Here is a 20,857-nt window from a genome sequence, read left to right on the forward strand (position 1 = left end):
CCCTCACAAATCACGAACGGGACAACGATATCGCCAGTCCAACCATCACGCTATGAGAACTGTTCTGCACCACCGCCAGTCGGTAGATTGTACCGGAACGCGCCACTTGATCAGAAGATTGTTCTGTCCATCGTTATTGTCGTGCTGGTAGTCGTAATCGGTTTTTATTTCACAGAGGCTACGGGTATATCATCCCTCTTGCTTGAGGTCGGTCTCTTCGGCGGGATGCTTCCCAACCATCTCTTCAATGTCGGTTTGGTCTATCTGCACACGGAATAACCGTCGATGGGGCGTTCATACGTTCCGCACGCCGAGCACGACGACGACCAGACAGACCGCCACCGCGACCAGCGTGACGCCGAGGAGAATCGGCCAGAGGGTATTGACTAGTGTGGGACCGCTCTCCCGCGCGACGGCCATCGTCCGGTCGATTGCCGTCGAGGCGGCGCTGGCGATGATACCGCCAAACGCCCCCGCCACCGCGAGCAGTTGAAAGAGGGCACCGTACTGCTTCCAGAACGGCTTGTCCGAGGAGTCGGCGTCGTCGCTGGAACCGGTCGCATCCTCGAAGCGGCTCTTGAGTTGTTCGAATTGTTCGGTAACTGAACCGCCGCGGCTGTCCATTTCCTCGGCGTTCGTGATGCCGTAACTAAATTCTAGGGGTAAGTATATGATTGTTCGCCAGTACGAGTTGCGAACCGACGCGCCCATGCCACCGCGAACCCCCGAATCGGTATGATTGCCGACCTCGCAGCCGCGCTCCGCGACGAGGCCCGTCGGGCGAATGAACGCCGCACGCTGGTGCTCACGGGCGAGCTCGCGGCGTGCTATTCCGGGACGCGCGAGGCGCTCGACGGAGCCGGCATCGAGCGGTCGGCGACGACGCTCGTCGCAGGTGAGGATGGCGAACGACTCGATTGCGAGCGCATCGCGCCGAAGCGCGCCGACGGACTCCTCGGACGAACCCGGACGGCAGTCGTGCTCGACTGTCACGACGAGTGCCGGCCGAACGCCATCGGAAGAACTGTGGGAGCGGTCGATGGGGGTGGCCTGCTCATCGTGCTCGCGCCCCCGCTCGATTCGTGGCCCGACCACCGGGACGAGTTCGACGCGACGCTCGCCGTCCCACCCCATGACGTTGCATCGGTCGCCGGGAACTTCCGGCGGCGGCTGGTCGACACGCTCCGTGCACACCGTGGAATCGCTGTCGTGAACGTCGATTCCCCAACTGTTGAGTGCAATGGCCTGACCGACCCGCCGCCGCGCGAGCAGCAGACGGCTCCCGCCGTGCCCTCCGAGCACGAGTTCCCCCGAGCGGCCTACGAGACCTGTGTGACTCACGACCAGACGACGGCCGTCCACGCCTTCGAGAGTCTTCGTGAATCGGGTACCGCGCTCGTGGTCGAGGCCGACCGGGGACGTGGAAAGTCGAGCGCCGCCGGGCTGGCCGCCGGCGCGCTTGCGGCCGAGGGGAAGAACGTGCTCGTGACCGCCCCCGCTTACCGCAGCGCCGCACCGGTCTTCGAGCGCGCACGCGAACTGCTCGACGGTCTCGACGCGCTCGCCGATACGGACCGTGACGAGCAGCCACGCCGACTCGATTCGGTTGGCGACGGGCGAATATGTTTCATGGAGCCGGCGGCCGCCGTCGAGCGCGCCCCAACGGCCGATGTCGTCATCGTCGACGAGGCTGCCGCGCTCCCGGTCGGCCGGCTCTCGGAATTTCTCGACGCGCCGGCGGTCGCGTTCGTCACCACCGTTCACGGCTACGAGGGTGCCGGCCGGGGGTTCTCGGTGCGCTTCCGCGACCACCTCGCCGACAGCGATTTCACCGTCGCGGAGCAGCGCCTCGACGACCCAATCAGATACGCCGCCGGCGACCCAATCGAGGTGTGGGTGTTCCGGGCGCTTCTGCTCGATGCGCGCCCGCCCATCGCGCCGCTGGTCGGAGATGCGATGCCCGAGAGCGTCACGTACAGACGCTTCGACGCCGCCGAGCTGCTCGCGGACGAACACCGCCTTCGGGAAGCGTTCGGGCTGCTCGTCGCTGCCCACTACCGAACCGAGCCGAACGACCTCGCGCGCCTGCTCGACGCGCCGAACGTCTCGGTCCACGCGCTACTCCACGAGGGTCATGTGGTCTCGGTCGCACTACTTGCCCGCGAGGGCAATCTTTCCGAGGACCTGCGCCGAAAGGTGTACGAAGGCAGTCGCATCAAGGGCAATCTCCTTCCCGACGTACTCACAAGTCAGCTCCGGGACGAAGATGCAGGAGTTTCGACCGGCCAGCGCGTGCTCCGCATCGCCACCCATCCCGCCGCCCGCTCGCGCGGTCTCGGCTCGCGGCTGCTCGACGAGATACGGGCGAACGCAACTGTGGACTGGCTCGGCGTCGGCTACGGCGCGACGCCCGAACTCGTCCGCTTTTGGGACCGAAACGGCTTTTCGACCGTGTACCTCGCAACCACGCGCAACGAGCGCAGCGGCGAGCACTCCGCGCTGATGCTCGCACCGCTCTCGCCAGCAGGTGAAGCGCTTCACGACCGCCACGCGCGCCGGTTCGTCGACCGGACCGGCGCGACGCTATCGGACTCGCTCGCCAACCTTGCGCCCGATGTGGTGCGGGCAGCACTCGCTGCGACCGACGCCATCCCCGAGATCGATTTCACCGACCACGAGTGGCGCGTCGCCGCCAGCGCCGCCCACGGTCCCGGACTCGCCGAGATTCATCCACACGTGTTTCGTGCGCTCGCGCTCCGTCACCTCACCGACTCGGCGAGCAGCGGTCTCTCCGCGCGCGAAGAGCGCCTGCTCGTGATGGTCGTGTCGCAGGCCCGCCCGACCGAAGCGGTGGCCGACGCGCTCGACTACGTCTCGACCGGCGCGTGCATGCGTGCCCTCGGCGACGCCTACAAGCCGCTCGTCGAGCGCTACGGGGACCGAGCGGCCCGCGAGGAGCGCGCCCGGTACGTCGATGACGGCGAGTGAGCCGATATCCGATTTTCAGGCGTCCTTCCGGATGATGCCCTCTGTTTCGGTCGTCAGCACGGTCTCGCCGTCGCCGTTCTCGCAGACGACGTCCGAGACGAACGTGTAGTGGTCGTCTCGCTCGACGACCGTCTCATACGTCGACCGACAGGTGATCGGCTCGCCGGTGTAGACCGGTCGCCGGAAATCGATGTCCATCGTGCTGGCCAACACCTCGCTGTCGCTACCCATCTTGGTCGGTAGCGTCGCCGTCAGCAGTCCCTGGACCATCACGCGCCCGTCCTCGCCCGGTTCGGTGTGGCGGGCTTGGTCGTCGCCGGTGAGTTCCCCGAACCGCCGGACGTCCTCGACGGTGAACGTGCGTTCGAAGCTTCGCGTCTCGCCCTCGACTGGCTGGTGCATCGCGTACCCGGAGAACCACCCCACGGTCGAAAAAGCTGTCGTGACCCGATAACGGTGAGGGTCGTCGCCGCTCGCGGGAAGCGAAAGAGCCAGCGACCGTCATCCGACCGCGCGAACCACGAGCCACGCGAGACCGATGGCCGCGAGCGCACCGAAGAGGGTGACGAGCGCGTTCGCAGCCGCCCGTCCCGCTTCGCCCTCTTCGACCAGCCGCACCGTCTCGAACGAGAACGACGAAAAGGTGGTGAAGGAGCCACACGCACCGGTGCCGACCAGCAAAACGGCTGTCTCGCCCGCACCCGCAAACGTCACCAGCCCGAGCGCGAAGCTTCCGATGACGTTGACCGCGAGCGTTCCTGTGGGGTAGTCGCCTTCGAAGCGCTGGCTCACATAGACACGACAGAGCGCACCGAGCGCGCCGCCCGTGCCGACGAGATGGGCCGGGTCGAGCGCCGTCATCGAGTGCCTCCATCGACCCGTCGGGCGAGCGCCCGCCCGGCGAGCACGCCCGAAAAGCCGAGCGTGTAGGTCGTGAATACGTTCGCGACCATCCATCCCGGTGAATCGAGCAGCGCCGTCTGGAGCGCGAACGTGCTGTAGGTCGTCAGCGATGAGAGAAACCCGGTCGTGAGGACCAGCCGTGCCCGCTGGGTGAGGATGCCAGTATAACGCGCCTCGTAGAGGAGAAATCCGAGGACAAAACTCCCGACGATGTTCACGAGAAGTGTTCCGCCCACACCCGGAAGCACTCTCGCGACGAGATATCGGAGATTCGATCCGGCGAATCCGCCGATGGCAATCAGGGCGACTGCTTCGAGCGTGCGGAGCGGGTGGTCTGCCATGCGTGTCGGACGGGATGGGGGAATCGACCAACGTGCGGTCGCTACCGGGCGTGTGCTCCCGGCGTATTTAACCCCGTCAGTCCCCGAAGCGGGACATGGTCGATGTCGTCGCTCTCGTCGCCGTCGGACTGGCCGTCCTCGGCGTCGTCGGCAGCGTCGTTCCATTGGTTCCGGGAACGCTGAGTTCGCTCGTGGGCATCTATCTCTACTGGTGGCGAAGCGGGTACGCGGAACCCGGTCCGGTGTTGCTCGCCGCGCTCACGGTCGTGGGCCTGTTCGCGCTCGCCGCCGACTACTTCGGCGGAGCGATGTCGGCACGGGCGGGCGGCGCGTCGACGGTCACGACGCTTCTCGCGGCAGTGGTCGGCATCGCGCTCTTCTTCGTCGCCGGCCCGCTCGGTATCGTTCTCGGCGTCGCTGGTACTGTGTTCGCCGTCGAGTTCTACCGCCACCGAGACCCCGAGCGAAGCCTGCGGGCGGCGCTGTATGCCGCCGTCGGGGTGCTCGCCTCGACGGTCGTCCAGCTGCTCGTGACGGTGACGATGCTCGTCGCGCTCGTGACCGTCATCGTCCTCTGAGGCCAACCGTTGTATGTGCCGGTCCCGAACGGCGAGCATGGCCGCGTGTGCCGAGGATGGCTGTGAACAGTCGGCGGCGGTGCGGTTACACGTTCCGTGGGACGCGAATCGAGACGTCTGTACGGCCCACGCCCGCGCGCTCGTCCAACAGGACGGCGTCGTGGCCGAACCCTTGGAGGGAGCGGGCGAGAACTGGCGTTGACTCAGGGCACGAGCGCCGTCATCACCTCGTCGATGTACTCGCCCTCGAACTTGTAGTGGTCCTCCCGAACGGCCTCGATCTCGCCGCCGTGGGCCTCGAAGAACTCGATGGCCTCCTCGTTGGTCGAGGGAATCGAGTTGTAGAGTTTCTCGTAGCCCTTCTGTTCGGCCCAGTCGAGACCGCGGTCGAGCAGGTGACTCCCGATGCCGTGGCCCTGATACTCCTCCAGCACGCCGAGGGTGAGTTCGGCCGTGTGCGAGAGTTTTTCCAACTCGGGGGATTCGAGGTGAATCCAGCCCACCACCTCGTCGTTGATGGTGGCGACGAAGAACATCCGCGAGCGAACGGGTGAGTTCTGGACGACGGTCTCCTCGTGGTCGATGATGTCGGCGACGCTCTCGGCTACGGTATACGTTTTCCCGCCGGCGACCTGTCGAATCACACCCACGAGTCCCGACCTATCGGTCTCGATGGCCGGCCGGATGGTGAACGACAGTCCCTCGGACTCGAACCGTTCCTCATCGGCCTCGTCGCTGCCCTCGAAGGTCGCCCGGAGGTCGCCACCCGACTCCGCAACGAGACCGTCGCGTTTCAGGATGGCGACGTGGTGACGGAAGCCACTCGGGTCGAGTCGGAGCGATTCACGGACCTCCTCGGCGGCGATGGGACCGTCGCTGTTCTCGATGCACTGGTAGATACTCTTGCGGTCCTCGTGGGTGAACTCGAACGCCTCCGATACTTGCATGTCCGTCGATAGCACACCACGTCACTTAACTGTTGGTTGCAGGTGGTGTGCGTCGATGCGACCTACTGTTGCTGTCCGTCCATCCAGCGCCGCGAAAAACGGGTGAATGTGTCGATTTCGAAGTGATAGACCAGCGCGAACGCGAGACCGATACCGAGGGCGTAGATCGCTTCGACAGCAACGAGCGAAACGGATGCTGGAAGATCGAACGGGATACTGGAGTATATCCATAGCAGTACCAACGGTATGACAAACATGAGAAATATATGCTCGATACGTCGCTGACGTTCGTTCTCTTCTTGTGGTTGAGACGCCGTTCGCCGCTCTGCCCAAATGAAACCGAGCGCGAACGAAACACCGATAAGAACGTACAGTTCGAACCCCCAATTTACGCTCAAATCCTCACTACGGGTCAGTAGTAAGTAATCTACGTACAGACTGAAAGTGTTCGTTGCCATGATGAACGCGACGTATGTCCATTGAATGCCGGCCACGACCCGGCTCCAGATCGAAGGAGTGTATCCGGCCATACCCACTCAGTTTTCGAGTATCGACGCGCTACGTATAAATAAACGCCTCGTGATGGTGAATTTCTTCGATTTTACACCGGCCAGTCTCTGCGACACTCGTTGAAGCGATTTCGTCACCAATCAGCGGGATGGAACCTGCGTCAGCAACTGCGCTGTATCCCGAATGTTGTGGGTTTCGACGAGCACCTCGGCCGCCCGCCGAACCGTCACGTCGGGGTTCATCTCGACACCGTAACATCGTGCGTAGAGCGCGAGCCAGTCGTTCGTCGCCCGGTGGAATCCCTCCAGTTCCGCACCCGAAAACTCGACGTCCCACTCCGCGGTTCGGGCTTCGAGATACAGCGCCACCAGCGGCCCGAGACCCTCACGGAGGAACGCCATCGCGCGCTCCTCCTCCGGTGGGTTCGTGGGTGGGTCGAACGTCTCCCGGTCGCGGGCGGCCCGCGCGGCGAGGTTCTCGATGCGTTCGTGGTAGCCCGAGACCATCAGCCCTCCCGGAACTCGACGCCCTTCCCACCACGAGGATGTTCCCACTGCGTGTCGGCGACGATGGCGCAGGTCCCACACTCGACGCAGGGCTGGGTGTCGAGGCTCACGACGTGTTTTTCGTCGCCATTGGACTGGACCATCTCCTCGCGGTAGCAGCCGCCGCCGAAGTCAGCGGCGCTCACCGGACAGGCCGTCACGGCCGCGCCGCTCGCTTCGAAGGAGTTGTCGTCGAGCGTGATGTGTGGGTTGCCCACGTCGGTGTCGTAGGTCAACTCGCCGATGCGCTCTTCGAGACTCGGCGGTTCGACGGTGTTTTCCGTCTCGATTTCCGTCCCGAGCGTCTCGCCGATGGCGGTGGGCAGCGAGACGTACGGCGTCTTCGTGTCGGGCATCATCGTCGCCAGATACGGCGAACCGTAGGCCCGTCCGAGCAGACCGGCCTTGTCGGCAGCGCGCATCCCGACGCGCCCGAGCGGGGAATCGAGCGCACGCTCAGCGATGCCGGTGGTGGTGTCGTTCTCGCCGAGCGCGCTCGCCACCTCGTATCGCGCCGGCCGAAGCTTTTTCATCACGCCCTCGTCGTGGAGGCGCTGCTCGTAGCGTTCGCCAGCGGAGTCGGGCTTGCCGCGCGAACGAGCCTCGACGAACGCCTCCGCGGCGAGCGCACCCGCCGTCACCGCGTGGTTCATCCCCTTGATGATGGGGCCCTGTGCCTGCATCTGTCCGGCCGCGTCGCCGACGAGGACGAGTCGGCCCTCGTGGGGCGAGGGGTTGGCGGCCTTCTTCGAGTCGGGGACGAGCTTGGCCGAGTACTCCCGCTCGTCGTACTCGTCGCCGAGCCACTGGGCGAGCATCGGGTGAGTGAGTAGGGCATCGAGCAACTCCTGGACCTCGGCACCCTGTTCGACGATGCTATCGAGGTGGAAGACGTTCCCGATGGAGAGGGAGTCCTCGTTGGTATAGAGGAAGCCGCCGCCGCGAACGTCGTCGTAGAGGTCGCCCGAAAAGAGGTGTGCCTCGCCTTCGTCCTCGCCGATGTCGAAGCGCTCGTCGATGACGTCGCCCGGCATGTCGACCACCGCCTTCACCCCTTGGAACCACTCGTCGGGTTCCTCCCAGTCCATCAGCCCTGCATCGCGGGCGAGTTCGGAGTTCACGCCGTCGGCGGCCACGATGAAATCGGCCGTGATGGGGTCGAGTTCCTCACAGGTCACGCCGATGATTTCGCCGTTTTCGCGCAGCAGTCCATCGACCTTCACCTCCGTGAGCAGGCCGCCGCCGGTCTCGCGGGTGAGTTCGTGGACCTGCTCGGCCATCCACGAGTCCATCTTCCGCCGGAGCACGGCGTCGGCCCACTCGGTGTCCTGCTCGTGGCCGCGCGTGATGTCGAAGGTTTTGACCTTCTCGCCGGCGATGTTGTGGATGTAGTAGTCGGTCACCGGACGCTCGGTCGCGTGTTCGCGGAAGCCCGGCAGGAGTCCGTCGATGGTGTACGGGGCCGATTCCTCGGCGTAGATGAGTCCCCCCGTAACGTTCTTCGAGCCGGCATCGACGCCGCGCTCCAGTACCACCGTTTCGACGCCGCTTTGGGCGAGCGTCGCGGCCGCCGCCGCGCCGCCCGGTCCCGCACCGACCACCACCGCCTCGTAGTGTTCGTACTCGTCAGTCATCGTTTGCACCTCCGTCGGCCGCGATTTCGTCACTACTCAGCTCGCCCGCCTTCAGCGCTGCCGTGAGTTCCGGAAGCACCTCGAAGAGGTCACCCTCGATGAAGTAATCGGAGAAATCACGGATTCGCGCGTCGGGGTCGGTGTTCACAGCGACGATGGTTTCGGAGTTGTCCATCCCGACCTTGTGCTGCACAGCGCCAGAGATGCCGGCGGCGATGTAGAGGTCCGGCTCGACCACCTGCCCGGTTTCGCCGATTTGGCGCTCCTCGGCGGTGTAGCGCTCGACGTGGCCCGCGAACTCGTAGGAACCGGTGACGATACCGCGTGAGACGCCGAGCGCTCCGTCCGCAAACGCCTCTGAGAGTTCGATGCCGAGTTCCATTCCTTCCGTTGGACTGTCACCGATACCCCGACCCATCGCCACCACCACGTCGTGGCCCGCGAGGTCGACGCCTTCGTCCAGTCGGTCGTGGTCGGTCACCGAGACTCGCAGCCAGTCCTCGTCGAGGTCGCCGTCGTGTTCGATTACCTCGCCCTCGCGGTCGTAGTCCGGTTCCGGCAGGTCGAAACTCCCCGGAATCACCGACGCGCCCTGCGGATGGAACTCCCGCGTGGGGTTGTCGAGACAGAGGATGGTCGAATACTCGAACCCGGAGAAATCGGGCCGTTTCATGTGCAGGACGCGCTCGAACTCCTTTTTCGCGCCCGGTCGCCCAGTCTTGACGGGGTTCGAAATCATCGCTTCCTCGATGTAGAGGTCCGAGCAATCGGAGGCGAGTCCAGAGTCGAGTTCGCCCTGTGCCAGCGCCGAGAGGTCCCTCCCATTATTGGTCGCCGGGAACACCGTGTAGCGCGGTTCGTCGTATGCGCGCCAGTCCGTTTCCGCTTCGCTCCCTCGGCTCTCGCCGGGGGTCGCGCCAGCGCGCGCCATGTCACAGAACAGCTCGGTGTAGGGTTTATGCTGGAACCGCTCCAGCCCCTCATCCTCGTGATGAGCCACCACGTCCGCGCCGTAGGCGATGACGTCCTCGGCGTGTTTTTCGACGTCGCTCCCGATGAGCACCGCAACCACGCGCTCGTCCTCGCCGTAGTCGTCGTTGTAGGTGTCCATCAGCTCGCGGGCCTTGCCCAACATCTCCTTCGAGACATCGATCAACTCGCCGGCTTGGGTCTCGCAGTACACCCACATGTCACGATACACACCGTCTTCGAGCGCCTTGACATACTGTTTGTCCGCCGTCGGATGGTCGAGGTCGGGGTGTTTTTCCTCCGGTGGGACGACCTCGATTTCCTCGGGTTCGTCGTCCTCTTGGACCGAGTCGATGCGCTTTTGAATCAGGTTCGTCGCCGCGCCTCGGTCCTCGCCGGCCTGTTCTGCCTCCAGAACCTCACGCAAGCGCTCGACATCGTCGATGCCCTGCAGGGCGTTGCCGAGTTCGGCCGTCGAGAAACTGGTCGGGTCGATGTCGCCGTCCTCACTGTCCTCGCTCTCACTCACCTTCTCGATGCGGCTCTCGATGAGCGTCACGACGTTGTCGCGGCCCTCGCCGTTCCGTTCGGCGTTGAGGATGGCTTCGAGTTCGTCGGGGTCGTCGACGTCCTTGATTGCGGGACCGAACTCCGCGATGTCGTACTCGCTCGGGTCGAGCGCGAGGTCGTCGGTCGCAGTCGTTTCCGCATCCTCACTCTCGACGTCGTCGGCGGTCTCGCGGTACTCGCCCTCGGTCTCGGTGCCCTCCTCGACTCCTTCGCCGACCTCGCGCATCCGCGCGCGAATCGCCTCTTGGGCGGTCTTCCGTTCTCGACCGTCCTTTTCGGCGTCGAGCAGCCCTTCGAGTTCGCGCGGACTGTCGATGTTCGCCAGTTCGTCCTGCAGCTGTTCGACGGTGTGTTCGCCGGGGTCGATGTCGCTCATCGCTCACCCCCGGCGTGGGCCTTCATCGCGTCGAAGACCTCGCCCATCCCTTCCTCGTCGCCGGGGTCTATCATCGTCGCTTCGCGCTCGGCCGGCGCTTTCGGAATCGGGTCCACCGAGGAGACGATGGTCGGCGACCCATCGAGACCGATGTAATCGGGGTCGAGGTTCAGGTCCTCGTGGTCCCACGTCGTCATGTGCTCCTCGTGGTCTTCGGCGCGCTTTTTCGTCTCCGCGCGGAGGTCTTTCAGCGTGAGTCGGTGGGCGGCTTTTCTGTAGGTGGGTTCGAACTCCGGGTCCGCGACGATGAAGGCGGGCATCGGCGCTTCGACGGTTTCGATCTCCTCGATGTCGCCCTCGACGAGCCGTTTTGCCCGTACTGTACTGTTCTCCTCGTCGACATCGAGCGCGACGACGTGGGTGATGATGGGCCAGTCGAGACACCAGCAGGCCTGCGGGCCAGTGTGGCCGGTCTCGCCGTCGGCGGTTTTGAAACCCGCAAACACGAGGTCAGGGGTCTCGTCGAGGTTTTTGAGTCCTGTGGCGAGCGTGATGGCCGTCGCCCACGTATCGGAGGCGGCGAGTTCGCGGTCGGAGAGGAGATAGAGGTCGTCGGCATAGACCGACTCCATCGCCTCGCCGAGCACGTCGCCGTAGCCCGGCGGTCCCATGCTCATCACGCTGAGGGTGCCCCCATGTCGGACCTTCGTCTGGAGCGCCGTCCGCAGCGCGTGTTTGTCGTTCGGGTTCATCACCGTCGGGGTATTGCCCCGTTCGAGATGACCGTCTTCGTCGAACGATACCTGTCCCTCGCGGAAATCGGGGACGCCTTTGGTCAAAACGACTGAGTGCATTGGTAGTAGTTCACCCGTGTGGCTCTCTCTGGCATAGGCTCCCGCCGAGTATTACCGTGTTGGTCTTCCGTATATTTTTGCCGGTACTCGAACTAGGTTCGGCCGGCCCGGCCCGCGTCGACGTCGATGGCATCGACGGGACAGACGTCGACACAGAGCATGCAGTCGATGCACTGTGCTTCATGAGTGGGGTCGGCCTTGATTTCGCTCTCGGGGTGGTCGGGCGAGTCGACCCACTCGAAGACGTCCACCGGGCAGTCCTCCAGACAGGCCCCATCGGCGATGCAGATGTCGAAATCCACCGCGACGTGGGTTCCATGAATCCCCAACTGCTCGGGTTCTTCGACCGGGCCCCAGACGTCGTGGCCCTCGTGTTCGTCCACTTTCTCGCGGTTCTGTTCGAATTCAGGGTCTATGGCCATCGCTATCGAAATCCACGATAGGAATCCACTTAAATCTTCGACCGAACGCAGCGACCTTCCCGACCGCGCCGTTGGTTTCGACGCCCACGCTTTTACGCCAGCGCTCGCTACGGCGATCATGACCGACCAACAGTACGAATATCGGGTCGAACCGGCGTTTCTCTCCCCGACCGAACTCCGGAACGAGCAGTACAAACTTCAGGACCTCCTCAACGAGATGGCCGAGGAGGGGTGGACGTACGAGGACACTGCCGTGGTCGATTCGTCCTCGCTGCTGATTTTCTTCCGGCGACCGGTCGATTCGTAACTGGCGTTCATCAACAGTATCTACTTCCATTCGATGTCCTCGGAGCGGCTTGCGCTCCTGAGGACGAAGGGACCGATTGCCAGCGTGCGCTTCGTAATCGTCACGAGTCGCAGAATGAACGCCGTGAGAAACAAAAACGGGAGGGAACCGACCGCCGCGCTGGCACTGACGATCCAGACGAGGTTGTCGATACCCAGAAGCGCCCCCGGAAACGAACTCGGGGCGAGGAACAACGCGATTGCGGTGGTGACCGCGAGCGACGGCACCGAGAGATACAACATCCCTCGTGAGAGGTCGACCAGCTGCCACTGGAAGTACAACGTCTTGATGTGTTCGCGCGCCGGTCCGTAGAACCCAAGGATGTCGATGAGGTCGATGAGCTTGCGGCGCGTGTCGCGATCCATCGTCTCGTCGAAGCTGTCCTGTAGCCGTCGCGCCTGATGTATCTTCCAGGAGTAGTTGTAATCGAGCGCTGCCTTCACGACGGTGTACTCACCGAAATCGCGGTTTTCGAGTTCGTCGCTCACGACGTTTGCGTTGTCGTAGATGTCGTCGGTGAGCTGTTCGACCGCCTCACGGAAGTCGTCGTTTTCGCTCTCGGCGGTATCGTCGAGCGCGTCTGCCTTTTCGGTGGTGTTCTCGACGAGTGCACGGAGGAAGTCGTTGGGTTCGGGTGGACTGGTCGCGCCGAAGATGTCCTCGACATCCGCGCGAAAACCCATCGAGCCGGACATTCGGTCGCGCTGCTCGCCGAGCGGACCGAACTCTTGTGAGAGCACGACGAGGCTGATAGAGACGACGAGCGTCACGCCAGTGATGAGTGCGCCGATGAACGCCTGAAAGACGTATCGTGTCGGTGCGTAGCCAGCCATGAACTGCCGAAAGGAAGGGACGGCATACGCTCCGAGCAAGACGAGGAACACGAACATCCCGGCCGCCAGTTCGAACGCCAGCCAGTACCGATTCACGTTCAGGAGAACGTACAGTCGGAGTTTCGTCCGGCGGCTCCCGATCCGTTCCTGCATCGTGTTCCCCGGCGACGAGCCGCTCATCGCAGCACGGTATGCAGCTCATATCTCCGCGTGCCGACACACATGTCCCGAGGCAGGTATCGGGTGCACTTGTCGGCTGCGCTTGCTATTTCCACTCTCGTGGCCGCAACCGGATGCAACGACCGTCTCGCCGAAATCGGTCGAAATTAGCGGTCACGAGCGCCCGGCATCCGGGACGGCTCGGTCGCCGGCCGTATCATCCGTCCGACGGTGCCAGCAGCGTCGAAATTCTGGCGTTTTCCTTGAGGTGAATCCCGCCGGTCGGTACCGACAGTGGGACACGTTCGATCTCCCGAACGAACAGCGTCGGATGGAACGCACCGCGCTCGCGAACCGCCGCGCGTGTCTGGAGACGGAGCGATTCGTCAGCGCTCACCCGTTCGTTGAATTCGGCGAGATACTGGCCCGCCTCCAATCGCCACCAGCCGTAATCGTCCTCGGCGTTTCGCCTCTCGGTCTCGTGGGGCCTCGTGGTCGCGGCGTCGAGTTCGTCGCCACCGAAATCGACCCGACCGGGTTCCTCGACATCGTGAACTGCTGCGAGCGTCAAATCGAGACCGCGTTCGGTGACCTGGGTCTCCTCGTGGACGATGCCCTCGACGTCCTCGATGAGTTCCTCGCCGGACATGACGGGGCGGCGGTAGTGCACCGAGCCACGAAAACGTGTGGGTGCGCTACGGTCGGAGGTCGTTGTGTGGCTTCACAAAGAGCCAAGAGACCACGAAACGATTCCGGGACGTTCAGTGGTGACTGCTGCCGACCGACAGTATCAGGGATGGGCGTAGTACGCGACGGTTTCGCCATCCTCCTGCCGGTCGATGCGCGCGAACCCGACGCGCTCGAACTGGACCATCTCATCGGGGTTCCGCTCGGCGATGGCGGGTTCGGCATGACCCTCGACGTCGCCCTCCATCGTTCGCAAGCGGACAGGTCGGTTGTCGTCGGCCGGGACCCAGTGAACGACGGGCACGCCCTCTTCTCGAACCATCTCGATGTCGGTGCCGACGAACTCGAAGGCATCGCGGGTGTGACGCACACAGCCATAGCCCTTCAGCCAGACGCGCTTGCCGTTGGCCGGCACGTCGTCGGGTTCGACCAGCACCGCGCCCCCGACCGGAATCTCACGGACGCCGCGTTCCTCGTGGTTTGGATGGACCGGCGGTTCGCCCATCTCCGGGCCGTTGATGACGGTCTTTTCGATTCCGTCCCGGACGAAAAACGTGCGGTCGGTCTTCTCGTCGATACGCTCGCGGTTTGCAGCATAGACCGCGCTCATCGCCAGATCGACGTTGCTGGTCGAGGTTCCCAGCGAGACCATCGCTGCGGTGATGGCGTCGCCCCTGATGCCGCGCCGCCGGAGGCTCGCAACGGTCGGCGCGCGCGGGTCGTCCCAGCCATCGAGTTCTCCTCGTATGATGAGTTCCTTGATGGTCGAGGTGCTCATCTTCACGTCGTATGCGTCGAGCTGGACGTGGCCCCAGTGGACGACTTCGGGGTACTCCCAGTCGAAGTAGTCGTAGAGGAAGCGCTGGCGCTTGGCCGAATCCTGGAGGTCGATGCCGCGGATGATGTGCGTGATCTCGAACAGGTGGTCGTCGATACCCGACTGGAAATCCAAGAGGGGCCAGCAGCGGTACCCGCTGGCCACTTCTCTGGGGTGTGGCGTGTCGATCATTCGAAAGGCGACCCAATCTCTGAGTGCCGGGTTCTTGTGCTCGATGTCCGTTCGGACGCGCAGGACCATCTCGCCGGCGTCGTACTCGCCGGCGACCATCGCGTCGAATTCCTCGCGCGTGGTCCCCGCGGGTTTGTCCCGGTGTGGACACGCCTCGCCCGAGTTCTTCAGTTCGGAGAACTCCGCCGCAGGACACGAGCAGGTGTAGGCCCCGCCCACTTCGATGAGGTCGCGCGCGTGCTCGTAGTAGGTCACCATCCGGTCGGAGGCGCGGGCCACCTCGTCGGGTTCGAAGCCGAGGTACTCGATGGCGTCGAGGATGGCGTCGTAGGCCGCGGGGTCGGGGCGTTTGGTCTCGGGGTCGGTGTCGTCGAATCGACAGAGCATCCACCCATCGTACCGGTCCTTGTAGGTGCCGATGACGGCGGGCATGCGGGCGTTGCCGAGATGCCATGGCCCGTTCGGGTTGGGTGCCAGCCGCATTCGAACATCCGTGTTCTCGGCCCTCGGCAGGTCGGGGAGCGGGTGGTCGTCGCCCTCCTCGTCGCTTTCGAGGTCGGCGAGCAGGTCGGGCGCGAGCGCTTCGAGGCGCTTCTGGCGACCCTCGGCGTCGAGTTCGTTCACCTGTGCGACGACGGGGGCGACCACGCCCGGCACCTCGTCGCCGTGCTGTTGGAAGTCGGGGTTCTCGCCCATCAGCGGGCCGATGACCGCGCCGACATCGGCATCCTCGCCGTGTTTGACCGCGTTGAGCAGGGCGTGGCGCTCGGCCTCGTGTTCGATGCGCTCGCGGAGGTCCTCGTTCATTGACGATGGCTCAGTCGCGGGCGATGAAAACCCGTCGGGTTTCGGTGGCCGCGGTGCGGTTGCGGTGCGGCCGCGGCGGCGCAGTCGCAGCGCGGTTGCTGTCGGCGCGGTCAGCGGTGCTGTTGCAGTCCTTGGTGGATGAAGGGCGAGTGCGACCGAAGGGAGCGCGAGGGCTTCGGTGGAGGCGGTGCTGTGCGGTTTTGCGGGGCGGTCGCGGTAGGCCAGTAGTGTCCGCGCGAACGGAGTGAGCGCGGTTCACCGCGAACGAGCAATGCGAGTGAGCGGGAGTTTTTAGCGTAGCTTTTTGCGAGGGGTTGAGCAAACGAGCGGCGGGCGACGCGAACGCAGTGAGCGCCGCCGCGCGAACGGGGAGCGTAGCGACCCGTGAGCGAAGCGAGTGCGCGAACCCCCGAAGTAAAAAGGTACTATTGGAAGCCGATGCGGCCACCGCTGCGGCCGCGGGCGGGGTCGGCTGCACCGCCCTTGAACTCCTCGGCCATGCGGTCGTAGTAGTCCATGATGTCCTCGGTGATCGTCGGACGCACAGTCTCAAGCGCGGCTCGGAAGTGACGCATCTCGACCACCGCGGCGTCGGGGTCGTCACGGAGCGCCTGAATCGCGGCCTCGCGCGCGATGGATTCGAGGTCGCTTCCCACGTATCCGTCGGTGATTTCGGCTATCTCGCGCAGGCTCACGTCCGCGGCCAGCGGCGTGTCGTCGGTGTGAATCGTAAGGATGCGCTCGCGGCCCTCGATGCCCGGCTGGCCGACCATCACCAGCCGGTCGAATCTCCCCGAGCGGATGAGCGCCGGGTCAATCATGTCCGGTCGGTTGGTCGCGGCGACGACCATCACGTTCTTCATGTCCTCCAGCCCATCGAGTTCCGTCAGCAGCTGGTTGACGACTCGCTCGGAGACGTTCGAGCCGACGTCACCACCGCGAGACGGGGCCAGACTGTCGAGTTCGTCGAAGAAGATTACAGTAGGAGAAACCTGCCGGGCCTTCTTGAACGTCTGGCGGATCGCTTTTTCGGACTCGCCGACCCACTTCGAGAGCAGTTGCGGCCCGCGCACGGAGATGAAGTTGGCGTTGGTCTCGTTGGCGACGGCTTTGGCCATCAGCGTCTTTCCTGTACCGGGTGGCCCGTAGAGTAACACGCCAGCGGGTGGCTCGATGCCGAGTCGCGAAAAGCGCTCGGGGCTCGACAGCGGCCACTCGACGGCCTCCTTGAGTTCGCCCTTCGCGTCGTCGAGACCGCCGACGTCCTCCCACGTGATCTTCGGGAGTTCGACGAGCACCTCGCGCATCGCGCTCGGCTCGACTTCGTTCAAGGCCCCGTCGAAGTCCTCGCGCTTGATTATCATCCGGTCGATGAGGCTCGGCGGGACGTCCTCCTCGTCGAGGTCGATTTCCGGGAGATACCGGCGAAGCGCCTTCATCGCCGACTCCTTGGTGAGGCTCTCGATGTCCGCGCCCACGAATCCGTGGGTCTCGTCGGCCAGCCCCGAGAGGTTCACGTCGTCGGAAAGCGGCATCCCGCGCGTGTGAATCTGGAGGATCTCCTCGCGGCCGCGCTCGTCGGGCACGCCGATTTCGATCTCCCTGTCGAAGCGACCCGGCCGGCGCAGCGCGGGGTCGACACTGTCGACGCGGTTGGTCGCGCCGATGACGATGACTTGACCCCGACTCTCCAAGCCATCCATCATCGTCAGCAGCTGAGCGACGACGCGGCGCTCGACTTCCCCTGTTACGTCCTCGCGTTTCGGCGCAATCGAGTCGAGTTCGTCGATGAAGATGATGGCAGGTGATTCCTCGGTCGCGTCCTCGAATATTTCCCGGAGCTGCTGTTCGCTTTCGCCGTAGTATTTCGAGATGATTTCCGGCCCGGCGATGGAGAAGAAACTCGCCGAGGTCTCGTTGGCGACAGCCTTCGCCAGCAGCGTTTTCCCCGTCCCCGGTGGGCCATGCAGCAGCACCCCCTGCGGTGGCTCGATACCCAGCTTCTGGAAGATTTGAGGGTGTTTCATCGGCAACTCGACCATCTCTCGGACGCGCTGAATCTCGCCCTGCAGGCCGCCGATGTCCTCGTAGGTGATTCCTCCTCCAGTTTTCTCGAAGCCCGAAATGGGTTCCTCGCGGAGTTCGACGTCGGTGTCCTCGGTGATGAGCGCCACCCCGTCGGGTTCGGTGTCGACCGCAATCAGAGGTATCGCCTGTCCCGGCGAGCGCATGAACGGGTGGTTGGTCGAACTCATCACGGGTACGATATCGCGTTCGACGACCGGGCGTTTCAGAATCTGGCGTTTGACCATCCCGGCCGCGTCGCTGCCGAACTGGACCGAGGCCTCCTCGGGCGGGGCGAGCACGAGCCGGTCGGCCGTCTCGGGGTCGGCCTTGCGAATCTCGACGCGCTCGCCGATACCGATGTCGGCGTTCTGGCGGGTGAACCCGTCGATGCGCACAGTGTCAGTGTTCCAATCTTGCCGGTCGGCGCGCCAGACCTTCGCGGCGGTGGTATCGCCGCCCTCGATCTCGATGATGTCGCCCGGCGAGAGCTTGAGATGCAACAGGGTATCCGGGTCGAGGCGGGCGATGCCGCGGCCCGAGTCGTTCGGGTACGCCTTCGCCACCTCCAGTTGGACTTCGTTCATGGCTGGCTGATGACCGCTAGTCGGTCGCTGGTGGGGTTATGCCTTTTGCCTGTCCCCGACCACTCGCCGCAGCGACCGGACGGTTTTTCGCCTCCTCGCCCTCCCTTCGGATATGCAAACGCTGGCGTTCGACGGGCGGATGGGGGCGAGCGGCGACATGCTCTGTGGCGCGCTGGTCGCCGCCGGCGCGGACCCCACAGTATTGAAGCCGGTCGAGAAGGCACTCGATGTCCACTATGCAATCGACACCACGACGAAAAACGGCATCGACGCGACGACGGTCGCCGTCCTTCTCGATGACGAAAGCGACGACACCGGAGACAGCGGGCAGTCGCACGAACACGACCATGACCACGATGGCCACGGCCATGACGACCACGAGCACACAGCGCACGACCACACCCACGCCGAAGGTGGCGGTCCATCCAGAACCTACCCGGAAGTCCTCGAAGTCGTCGAGTCGATGGCGCTCCCTGCGGCAGTCGAACGGGATGCGACGGCGATATTCGAAATTCTCGGCGAGGCGGAAGCAGCGGTCCACGGCACCGACCTCGATGCGACCCACTTCCACGAGGTCGGCGCGGACGACGCCATCGCGGATGTCGTCGGCGCGGCACTCCTGTTCGATTCGCTGGACGTCGAGCGCGTCGTCACGACACCACTCGCCACCGGCGGCGGCGCGGTCGAAATGAGTCACGGAACCTATCCAATCCCGACGCCCGCCGTGGTCGAAATCGCCGAACGCGCCGACTGGGCGCTTCGCGGTGGGCCGGTCGACGGCGAACTGCTCACGCCGACGGGCGCGGCGATTCTCGCACACTTCGCCGACGGAATCGAGCGTCTTCCCACGCTCGAAATCGAAGCATCGGGCTACGGCGCTGGCGACCACGACTTTCCCGAGCACCCGAACGTGCTCCGGGCGCTGGTCGGCCCCAGCACGGAGGGCCTCACGCGTGAGGGGATTCGCGTGCTCGAAACGAACCTCGACGACGCCGCGCCGGAGTTGCTCGGCGGGCTGCACGAACCCCTCAAAGACGCTGGCGCACGTGACGTCTCGATAGTCCCAACGACGATGAAGAAATCCCGTCCCGGTCATCTGGTAAAAGTCATCGTCAAGTCGGAAGATGCCGAGCGAGTGGCCCACAGACTCGCCGTCGAGACCGGCACCCTCGGGGTGCGCGAGACGGGCGCACGCCACCGCTGGGTCGCAGAGCGAGAGTTCGAGACTGCCGAAATCGATATCGAGGGAACTAAGTACGAGATCGACGTAAAGGTCGCCAGCGGCTCCGCGGGCGCGATCTACGACGTGAGCGCCGAATTCGACGACGCGAGTGCAGTCGCTGCCGAGACCGACGTACCTACTCGGGAAGTTATGCGGCGAGCCGAAAACGAGATTCGTCTATGACAGTAGAAGGATTTTTAACTGCTTGCTGAGTGGTCGTGCTTAATGAGCACACTCGAAATATCGAGTGTTCAAGTCGAGAATTTCAAATCGATTAGGGATTCAAAGAGTATTGAGACTGATGACCTCAATATTCTTATCGGAAAGAACGATGCAGGAAAGTCGTCGATGCTTGAAGCACTACGTTGCTTTTTAGCAAAAAGCAAACCAGACGCAAATCAGTTCCATAAGCAGGACGCAGAAGAGATAGCGATTACTGTAACATGTAGTAACGTAACCGACGCCTTCCGGGACGCACTCGGTGACGAATATACGATTGATAGTGACCCAGTTGAAATCCGGCGAGAATTCGGCTATCGAAAAGGTAAAACATCAAGTGCCACTACGTATTTGAACGGCGAAGAGCTGTCTGCTGGTGCGATAGTAGATGGCGAAAATAGACTCAGCAAAGCCAAATCCCGAGACTATATTTGGAATCACTTTCTCCCCGATCCAATTTGGATATCGGCTGAACGAGACGTGCGAGAAGAAACAAAACTGAAAGGAGGGACCGTGCTGAACCGTCTCCTCGAACCAATTCTCAAAGAGGGAGGTATAGAGGAAGACAGCTCGCTTCAGAACAAAGTGGACGAACTTGAGGACTCCCTTACTGCAACCGCAGGCACCGTTAGTGATGATCTTACTGACAGGATGCAATCCCATATGCCGGATATAGCCAACATCGAGATTAATCCAGGTTCAGTAAGCTTGTCAAAAGCGATCTCTCCCACCATTACTATCAAAGATGAGTATCTCGATCAAAGTGTAGATATTGCTGAACGAGGTTCTGGTGTCGGCAGTCTTCTTGTTCTCTCATTGATGCAAGCCTATGTTGAGATGCAGGTCGGTGAAGGCTATTGTTTACTATTTGAAGAGCCAGGAAACTTCCTCCACCCTGCTGCAGAGAGAAAAATGCTAAATGCTCTCAAGGAAATTTCGAATGAGGGGCAAGTCTGTATTTCAACTCATTCTCAAGCAATGATTGACCAAGAAAAGGACGCATCTATGCATATCGTCCGCCGAGAATCTGGAGAAACTAGTTTCGAGCTAATAGAGGACGATACGTTCGCCATTATTGACGAAATTGGTGCTCGAAATAGCGACCTTCTTCAGAGTGATTTCGTAATTTATGTTGAAGGGCCATCAGATATTGGTGTTCTCAATGAAGTTGCGCGTCACGCGGTGCCTAACTGGGATAGTTACAATATTGGGCTCTGTTGAATCGCCATAAGGCGATGGAATTCACTGTTTCACTGCTCGTTTGATGTTGTAGACGATACACATCAG

The 20,857-nt window shown here is 63.1% G+C and carries 21 protein-coding genes and 1 pseudogene; 7 read left to right on the forward strand and 15 right to left on the reverse strand.

Going from position 1 to position 20,857, the window contains the following annotated elements; genetic code table 11:
• Positions 1-279: pseudogene (locus tag ACQUQO_RS16045) on the forward strand (hypothetical protein); the annotation flags it as partial.
• A 15-nt stretch (positions 280-294) separates the two neighbouring features.
• Here ACQUQO_RS16045 and ACQUQO_RS16050 read toward each other — a convergent pair.
• The gene (locus ACQUQO_RS16050; RefSeq protein WP_435079345.1) at positions 295-624 is read right to left on the reverse strand and encodes a hypothetical protein; all 330 of its coding nucleotides are present in this window, start codon (positions 622-624) and stop codon (positions 295-297) included.
• 111 nt (positions 625-735) lie between these two features.
• Between ACQUQO_RS16050 and tmcA the strand changes: the two genes are divergently transcribed.
• Entirely contained in the window at positions 736-2,988 is a 2,253-nt protein-coding gene (gene tmcA, locus ACQUQO_RS16055) for a tRNA(Met) cytidine acetyltransferase TmcA (RefSeq protein ID WP_435079346.1), read from the forward strand.
• A 15-nt stretch (positions 2,989-3,003) separates the two neighbouring features.
• Here tmcA and ACQUQO_RS16060 read toward each other — a convergent pair whose 3' ends face one another.
• The 3 genes from ACQUQO_RS16060 to ACQUQO_RS16070 form a co-directional block, all read right to left on the reverse strand.
• Complete coding sequence (locus ACQUQO_RS16060; RefSeq protein WP_435079348.1) at positions 3,004-3,390, reverse strand: dehydratase; 387 nt, start codon at positions 3,388-3,390, stop codon at positions 3,004-3,006.
• Between the two features lie 99 nt (positions 3,391-3,489).
• Complete coding sequence (gene crcB / locus ACQUQO_RS16065; protein ID WP_435079350.1) at positions 3,490-3,849, reverse strand: fluoride efflux transporter CrcB; 360 nt, start codon at positions 3,847-3,849, stop codon at positions 3,490-3,492.
• Positions 3,846-4,232, reverse strand: coding sequence for a fluoride efflux transporter FluC (locus ACQUQO_RS16070; RefSeq protein WP_435079352.1), 387 nt, complete (start codon positions 4,230-4,232; stop codon positions 3,846-3,848). Before ACQUQO_RS16070 ends, crcB begins: the two co-directional genes overlap by 4 nt.
• A gap of 95 nt (positions 4,233-4,327) precedes the next feature.
• Here ACQUQO_RS16070 and ACQUQO_RS16075 point away from each other — a divergent pair, with 95 nt between their 5' ends.
• Positions 4,328-4,810 carry a DUF456 domain-containing protein gene (locus ACQUQO_RS16075; protein ID WP_435079354.1) on the forward strand — a complete coding sequence of 161 codons (483 nt, stop codon included), beginning with the start codon at positions 4,328-4,330 and terminating at the stop codon, positions 4,808-4,810.
• A 37-nt stretch (positions 4,811-4,847) separates the two neighbouring features.
• Positions 4,848-5,012, forward strand: a complete 165-nt coding sequence (locus tag ACQUQO_RS16080) for a hypothetical protein (RefSeq protein ID WP_435079356.1) — start codon at positions 4,848-4,850, stop codon at positions 5,010-5,012.
• 1 nt (position 5,013) lies between these two features.
• Here the strand turns inward: ACQUQO_RS16080 and ACQUQO_RS16085 are convergent, their stop codons facing one another.
• The 7 genes from ACQUQO_RS16085 to ACQUQO_RS16115 form a co-directional block, all read right to left on the reverse strand.
• Positions 5,014-5,757, reverse strand: coding sequence for a GNAT family N-acetyltransferase (locus ACQUQO_RS16085; protein WP_435079358.1), 744 nt, complete (start codon positions 5,755-5,757; stop codon positions 5,014-5,016).
• A gap of 62 nt (positions 5,758-5,819) precedes the next feature.
• Positions 5,820-6,251 (reverse strand): hypothetical protein, encoded by a 432-nt coding sequence (locus ACQUQO_RS16090; RefSeq protein ID WP_435079359.1) that lies wholly within the window; start codon positions 6,249-6,251, stop codon positions 5,820-5,822.
• Between the two features lie 156 nt (positions 6,252-6,407).
• Positions 6,408-6,773, reverse strand: a complete 366-nt coding sequence (locus tag ACQUQO_RS16095) for a hypothetical protein (RefSeq protein WP_435079360.1) — start codon at positions 6,771-6,773, stop codon at positions 6,408-6,410.
• Positions 6,773-8,446: an FAD-dependent monooxygenase gene (locus tag ACQUQO_RS16100; protein WP_435079362.1), complete on the reverse strand. Its 1,674-nt coding sequence runs from the start codon at positions 8,444-8,446 to the stop codon at positions 6,773-6,775. Before ACQUQO_RS16100 ends, ACQUQO_RS16095 begins: the two co-directional genes overlap by 1 nt.
• Positions 8,439-10,361: an electron transfer flavoprotein subunit alpha/FixB family protein gene (locus ACQUQO_RS16105; protein ID WP_435079363.1), complete on the reverse strand. Its 1,923-nt coding sequence runs from the start codon at positions 10,359-10,361 to the stop codon at positions 8,439-8,441. Before ACQUQO_RS16105 ends, ACQUQO_RS16100 begins: the two co-directional genes overlap by 8 nt.
• A complete protein-coding gene (locus ACQUQO_RS16110) occupies positions 10,358-11,215 on the reverse strand; it encodes an electron transfer flavoprotein subunit beta/FixA family protein (RefSeq protein ID WP_435079365.1) in 858 nt (285 codons plus the stop codon). The genes ACQUQO_RS16105 and ACQUQO_RS16110 overlap by 4 nt, the downstream gene beginning before the upstream one ends.
• A gap of 92 nt (positions 11,216-11,307) precedes the next feature.
• Positions 11,308-11,637 carry a 4Fe-4S dicluster domain-containing protein gene (locus ACQUQO_RS16115; RefSeq protein ID WP_435079367.1) on the reverse strand — a complete coding sequence of 110 codons (330 nt, stop codon included), beginning with the start codon at positions 11,635-11,637 and terminating at the stop codon, positions 11,308-11,310.
• Between ACQUQO_RS16115 and ACQUQO_RS16120 the strand changes: the two genes are divergently transcribed.
• Positions 11,630-11,944 (forward strand): hypothetical protein, encoded by a 315-nt coding sequence (locus ACQUQO_RS16120; RefSeq protein ID WP_435079369.1) that lies wholly within the window; start codon positions 11,630-11,632, stop codon positions 11,942-11,944. The two genes, ACQUQO_RS16115 and ACQUQO_RS16120, sit on opposite strands and share 8 nt — an antisense overlap.
• A 20-nt stretch (positions 11,945-11,964) precedes the next feature.
• Here the strand turns inward: ACQUQO_RS16120 and ACQUQO_RS16125 are convergent, their stop codons facing one another.
• The 4 genes from ACQUQO_RS16125 to ACQUQO_RS16140 all read right to left on the reverse strand — a co-directional run bounded on the left by ACQUQO_RS16125 (position 11,965) and on the right by ACQUQO_RS16140 (position 18,129).
• A complete protein-coding gene (locus ACQUQO_RS16125; protein ID WP_435079371.1) occupies positions 11,965-12,969 on the reverse strand; it encodes a hypothetical protein in 1,005 nt (334 codons plus the stop codon).
• A gap of 223 nt (positions 12,970-13,192) precedes the next feature.
• A complete protein-coding gene (locus ACQUQO_RS16130) occupies positions 13,193-13,624 on the reverse strand; it encodes a dCTP deaminase (protein ID WP_435079372.1) in 432 nt (143 codons plus the stop codon).
• Between the two features lie 141 nt (positions 13,625-13,765).
• Complete coding sequence (locus ACQUQO_RS16135) at positions 13,766-15,478, reverse strand: glutamate--tRNA ligase (RefSeq protein WP_435079374.1); 1,713 nt, start codon at positions 15,476-15,478, stop codon at positions 13,766-13,768.
• A 425-nt stretch (positions 15,479-15,903) separates the two neighbouring features.
• Positions 15,904-18,129 carry a CDC48 family AAA ATPase gene (locus ACQUQO_RS16140; RefSeq protein WP_435079376.1) on the reverse strand — a complete coding sequence of 742 codons (2,226 nt, stop codon included), beginning with the start codon at positions 18,127-18,129 and terminating at the stop codon, positions 15,904-15,906.
• Positions 18,130-18,241: 112 nt separating this feature from the next.
• Between ACQUQO_RS16140 and larC the strand changes: the two genes are divergently transcribed.
• Positions 18,242-19,534 (forward strand): nickel pincer cofactor biosynthesis protein LarC, encoded by a 1,293-nt coding sequence (gene larC / locus ACQUQO_RS16145; protein WP_435079378.1) that lies wholly within the window; start codon positions 18,242-18,244, stop codon positions 19,532-19,534.
• Positions 19,535-19,576: 42 nt separating this feature from the next.
• Complete coding sequence (locus ACQUQO_RS16150) at positions 19,577-20,791, forward strand: ATP-dependent nuclease (RefSeq protein ID WP_435079380.1); 1,215 nt, start codon at positions 19,577-19,579, stop codon at positions 20,789-20,791.
• The last annotated feature ends 66 nt before the right edge of the window (positions 20,792-20,857 follow it).

It is taken from the genome of Halococcus sp. AFM35 (genome assembly GCF_051195015.1).
Lineage (GTDB): Archaea > Halobacteriota > Halobacteria > Halobacteriales > Halococcaceae > Halococcus.

Coding starts and splice junctions, on each gene's coding strand:
- ACQUQO_RS16105 (WP_435079363.1), bottom strand. CDS start 10,361: ATGAGCGACATCGACCCCGGCGAACACACCGTCGAACAGCTGCAGGAC.
- ACQUQO_RS16095 (WP_435079360.1), bottom strand. CDS start 6,773: ATGGTCTCGGGCTACCACGAACGCATCGAGAACCTCGCCGCGCGGGCC.
- ACQUQO_RS16110 (WP_435079365.1), bottom strand. CDS start 11,215: ATGCACTCAGTCGTTTTGACCAAAGGCGTCCCCGATTTCCGCGAGGGA.
- ACQUQO_RS16050 (WP_435079345.1), bottom strand. CDS start 624: ATGGACAGCCGCGGCGGTTCAGTTACCGAACAATTCGAACAACTCAAG.
- ACQUQO_RS16100 (WP_435079362.1), bottom strand. CDS start 8,446: ATGACTGACGAGTACGAACACTACGAGGCGGTGGTGGTCGGTGCGGGA.
- ACQUQO_RS16150 (WP_435079380.1), top strand. CDS start 19,577: ATGAGCACACTCGAAATATCGAGTGTTCAAGTCGAGAATTTCAAATCG.
- ACQUQO_RS16115 (WP_435079367.1), bottom strand. CDS start 11,637: ATGGCCATAGACCCTGAATTCGAACAGAACCGCGAGAAAGTGGACGAA.
- tmcA (WP_435079346.1), top strand. CDS start 736: ATGATTGCCGACCTCGCAGCCGCGCTCCGCGACGAGGCCCGTCGGGCG.
- larC (WP_435079378.1), top strand. CDS start 18,242: ATGCAAACGCTGGCGTTCGACGGGCGGATGGGGGCGAGCGGCGACATG.
- ACQUQO_RS16125 (WP_435079371.1), bottom strand. CDS start 12,969: ATGCAGGAACGGATCGGGAGCCGCCGGACGAAACTCCGACTGTACGTT.
- ACQUQO_RS16120 (WP_435079369.1), top strand. CDS start 11,630: ATGGCCATCGCTATCGAAATCCACGATAGGAATCCACTTAAATCTTCG.
- ACQUQO_RS16130 (WP_435079372.1), bottom strand. CDS start 13,624: ATGTCCGGCGAGGAACTCATCGAGGACGTCGAGGGCATCGTCCACGAG.
- ACQUQO_RS16070 (WP_435079352.1), bottom strand. CDS start 4,232: ATGGCAGACCACCCGCTCCGCACGCTCGAAGCAGTCGCCCTGATTGCC.
- crcB (WP_435079350.1), bottom strand. CDS start 3,849: ATGACGGCGCTCGACCCGGCCCATCTCGTCGGCACGGGCGGCGCGCTC.
- ACQUQO_RS16135 (WP_435079374.1), bottom strand. CDS start 15,478: ATGAACGAGGACCTCCGCGAGCGCATCGAACACGAGGCCGAGCGCCAC.
- ACQUQO_RS16140 (WP_435079376.1), bottom strand. CDS start 18,129: ATGAACGAAGTCCAACTGGAGGTGGCGAAGGCGTACCCGAACGACTCG.
- ACQUQO_RS16075 (WP_435079354.1), top strand. CDS start 4,328: ATGGTCGATGTCGTCGCTCTCGTCGCCGTCGGACTGGCCGTCCTCGGC.
- ACQUQO_RS16085 (WP_435079358.1), bottom strand. CDS start 5,757: ATGCAAGTATCGGAGGCGTTCGAGTTCACCCACGAGGACCGCAAGAGT.
- ACQUQO_RS16080 (WP_435079356.1), top strand. CDS start 4,848: ATGGCCGCGTGTGCCGAGGATGGCTGTGAACAGTCGGCGGCGGTGCGG.
- ACQUQO_RS16060 (WP_435079348.1), bottom strand. CDS start 3,390: ATGCACCAGCCAGTCGAGGGCGAGACGCGAAGCTTCGAACGCACGTTC.